The sequence below is a fragment of the Sphingomonas bacterium genome (genome assembly GCF_903643065.1).
Lineage (GTDB): Bacteria > Pseudomonadota > Alphaproteobacteria > Sphingomonadales > Sphingomonadaceae > Sphingomonas.
In genome coordinates this window covers 1-3,922 of record NZ_CAHJWX010000279.1, presented here as the reverse complement: position 1 = coordinate 3,922, position 3,922 = coordinate 1, and the positions used below count along the sequence as shown (strand labels likewise).

General features: G+C 69.2%; 2 protein-coding genes. Both read left to right on the top strand.

What is annotated here, in order from left to right:
* Window positions 1-191 precede the first annotated feature (191 nt).
* Entirely contained in the window at window positions 192-2,591 is a 2,400-nt protein-coding gene (locus tag HUU95_RS10320) for a TonB-dependent receptor (RefSeq protein WP_174280035.1), read from the top strand.
* A gap of 40 nt (window positions 2,592-2,631) precedes the next feature.
* Window positions 2,632-3,922: lysine--tRNA ligase (locus HUU95_RS10315; protein WP_174280034.1), on the top strand; the 1,291-nt coding region annotated here is incomplete at its 3' end.

Genomic DNA, 3,922 nt, shown 5'->3' with positions numbered 1-3,922 from the left:
CGGCGCGCGCGTGACGGAAGCCGGCGCGACGGCGCTGGCCGCCTATCGCGCGCTGGAGGCGGAGGCCGCCAGGATCGTCGACCACCCCGCCTTCGCGGCGCTGACGGCGGCGCTGGTTCAGGACTGATACTGATCCATTGTATCCCGCAGGATATGATGCTTGAAGCGCTCCCGAACAAGGGAGGTTCGTGATGCGGTTTGGGTGGGTGGCGCTGGCGACGGCGGCGGCGATGACGTGGCCGGCGATGGCGCAGCAGATCGGAGACAAGCCGGCGGGCGCGCCGGACGCGCAGGCGACGGACGACGAGGACAAGGGCGGCGGCCTGCCCGACGTGATCGTCACCGCGCGGCGCCGCGCCGAGGACGCGCAGAAGGTGCCCGGCTCGCTCAGCGTGGTCGGCGGCAACCTGCTCGATCAGAGCTATACGACCAACGTCAACGGCCTCCAGGCGCTGATCCCGTCGATCAACTATTCGTCCGCCAACCCGCGCAACACCGCGCTGACGATTCGCGGGCTCGGCTCGTCAGTGGTCGCGGTCAGCCAGTCGAACGACGGGCTGGAGCCGGGCGTCGGCTTCTATGTCGATCAGGTCTATCATGCCCGCCCCGCCACCGCCGCGTTCGACTTCGCCGACATCGACCAGATCGAGGAGCTGCGCGGACCGCAGGGCACGTTGTTCGGCAAGAACACCACCGCCGGCGCGATCAACATCACCAGCCGCGCGCCCTCCTTCACGCCCGAAGGCTATGCGGAGATCAGCGCGGGCAGCTTCAACTATGTCCAGGCGCGCGGCTGGGTCTCCGGTCCGCTCGCCGACGGGGTGGCGTTCCGCATCTCGGGCGTGTCGACACGACGCGATGGCGTCATCAAGGACGTGCGCGACGGCCGCGACCTGAACCAGCTCGGCACGCAGGCGGTGCGCGCGCAGCTGCTGCTCAAGCCCAGCGACCGGCTCCAGACCCGGCTGATCTTCGACTTCACCAACTTCCAGGCGACCTGCTGCACGCAGGTGTTCCTGCGCGTCGGGCAGAGCCTGCGTCCGCCCGCGCGGCAATATCCCGCGCTCGCGGCGGCGCTCAGATACCAGCCCGCGAGCACCAACCCGTATAACCGCGTCACCGACATCGACGGGCCGCTCAACGTCGACACCAACGAGGGCGGGCTGGAGGCGCTGACGGACTGGAACATCGGCGTCGGCACGGTGACCGCCGTGACCGCCTGGCGCTGGTGGAACTGGGACGCGGAGAACGACCGCGACTATATCGGCCTGCCGATCCAAGTCTCGCAGCACATCCCGTCGCGACAGGACCAATACAGCCAGGAGATCCGCCTCGCGTCCAACGGCGACCACCGGGTGACCTATGTCACGGGCGTCTACGGCTTCTTCCAGAAGATCGTCGGCCGGCCGATCTCGATCTACGGGCCGAGCGGCGCCTTTTACCTGATCGGGCCGACCACCGGCACCACGGCCGTCCCCGCCAACCTGCTCGACGGCTACACCCAGGACGGCCATACCGACTTCCGGTCGAGGAGCTATGCCGGGTTCGGCGAGATTAACGTCAAGCTGATCGACGCCGTCACCGCGACCGGCGGCCTGCGCTACACGCACGAGGACAAAAACGGGTCGTACAACACGTTCACCTTCGGGGGGCCGACCATCACCGGCACGGCGGCGCAGCAGACGGCGCTGCGCAACGCCCAGCTCGGCGTGCTGCGCGGGCAGAGCTACACCGCGCATGACGATGACGGCAGCCTGTCGGGTCGCGGCAACCTCGCCTGGCAGGTGACCGACGCCGTGCTCGCCTATGGCAGCTACGCGCGCGGCTACAAGTCGGGCGGGATCAACATGAGCGGCCTGCCGCTCACCGCTGCTAACCTCCCCGCGCTCAACACCGCCGTGGTGCGTCCGGAGCGCAACACGACGATCGAGGCGGGGCTGAAGACCCGCCTGTTCGATCGGCGGCTCGTGCTGGACGCCGACGTGTTCTCGACGCGCGTGCGCGATTTCCAGGCGACGATCGTGGACACCGGCCCGACGCAGACGGCGGCGCTGCGCGGCTATCTGTCCAACATCCCGCGCGTCACGGTAAAGGGCGTGGAGGCGGACGCGACCGCGCTGGTCGCGACCGGGCTGACGCTGCGCGCGAACCTGGCCTATGCGGACGGCAAATACGCCGACTATCCCGCCGGCCCCTGCCCGATCGAGCAACAGACCGCCGCCACCACCGCGTGCAACCTGACGGGCCAGCGCCTGTCGTCGCTTCCCCGCTTCGCGCTCACCGCCGGCATCGATTACGCGCTGCCGATCGGCAGCGGCGCGGCGTTCGTGCACGTCGATACGGCATCGCGCAGCGGCTTCAACGGCGACTCCGCGCTGTCGCGCTACACCTACATCCGCGGCTACAATCTCACCAATGCGAGCGTCGGCTATCGCTTCGGCTCCGGGCTGGAGCTGCTCGTGTTCGCGCGCAACCTGCTCGACGCCGACTATATTCAGAACCTGACGGTGCAGGCGGGCAATTCCGGGCTGATCCTGGGCAACCCCAGCGACCCGCGCACGGTGGGGGCGACGCTGCGCTTTCGTCACTGAACGTTGCGCGCGCAGGGCGGACAGGCCACAGGCCCGCACCATGTCTGACGTCCGCGCCGCCGCCCTCGCCGCCAAGGCCTGGCCCTATGAGGAAGCGCGCAAGCTGCTCGCGCGCTGGCCGGACGGCAAGCCTCCAACGGACGGACAGCCCGCGCCGATCGTGTTCGAGACCGGCTATGGCCCGTCGGGGCTGCCGCATCTGGGCACGTTCAACGAGGTGTTGCGCACCACCGTGGTGCGCCGCGCCTTCGCGACGCTGAGCGACGCGCCCACGACGCTGATCGCGTTCAGCGACGACCTGGATGGCTTGCGCAAGGTGCCCGACAACGTCCCCAACGGCGCGATGCTGGCCGGGCATCTGGGCCGGCCGCTGTCGCGCATCCCCGATCCGTTCGGGACGCATGAGAGCTTCGCCGCGCACAACAATGCGCGGCTGCGCGCGTTTCTGGACCGGTTCGGCTTCGACTACCGGTTCGCCTCCGCGTCCGACTGGTACGAATCCGGCCGGTTCGACGCGGGCGTGCGCGATGTGCTGCGCCGGTTCGACGAGATCCAGGCGGTGATGCTGCCGACGCTGCGCGCGGAGCGACGCGCCACCTATTCGCCGGTCCTGCCGATCTCGCCCGTTACCGGCATCGTCCTCCAGGTACCGATCGAGGTGGTCGACGCCGAAGCCGGGCTGATCGCGTTCGAGGAGGGCGGCGAGCGGATCGTCCAATCGGCGCTGGGCGGCCGGGCCAAGTTGCAGTGGAAGGTCGACTGGGCGATGCGCTGGGTGGCGCTGGGCGTCGATTACGAGATGTACGGCAAGGACCTGATCGACTCAGGGATCCAGTCGAGCCGCATCGCGCGCGTGCTCGGCGGCCGCCCACCCGAGGGCTTCGTCTACGAGATGTTCCTCGACGAGCGCGGCGAGAAGATCTCCAAGTCGAAGGGCAACGGCCTGTCGATCGAGCAATGGCTCGATTACGGCCCCAACGAGAGCCTCGCCTTCTTCGCCTATCGGGAACCGCGCAAGGCGAAGCAGCTGCACCTGGGCGTGATCCCGCGCGCGATCGATGATTACTGGAAGGCGGTCGCCGATCATGCCGGCCAGCCGATCGAGCAGCGGCTCGGCAATCCGGCGCATCACGTCCATGACGGCACGGTGCCGGCGCGCGTGCCGCCCGTCAGCTTCGGGCTGCTGCTCAACTTGGTCGGCGTGCTGGGGCCCGAGGCGACGCCGGAGCAGGTGCGCGGCTATCTCGCGCGCTACCTGTCCGCCGACGAGCTGGCGCATCCCGCGCTCGACGCGCTGGTCCCGCTCGCGATCCGCTACGGCCGCGACGTCG

Bases quoted from the DNA above. Each gene is read 5' to 3' on its own strand.
- HUU95_RS10320 (WP_174280035.1), top strand. From the start codon at position 192: ATGCGGTTTGGGTGGGTGGCGCTGGCGACGGCGGCGGCGATGACGTGG.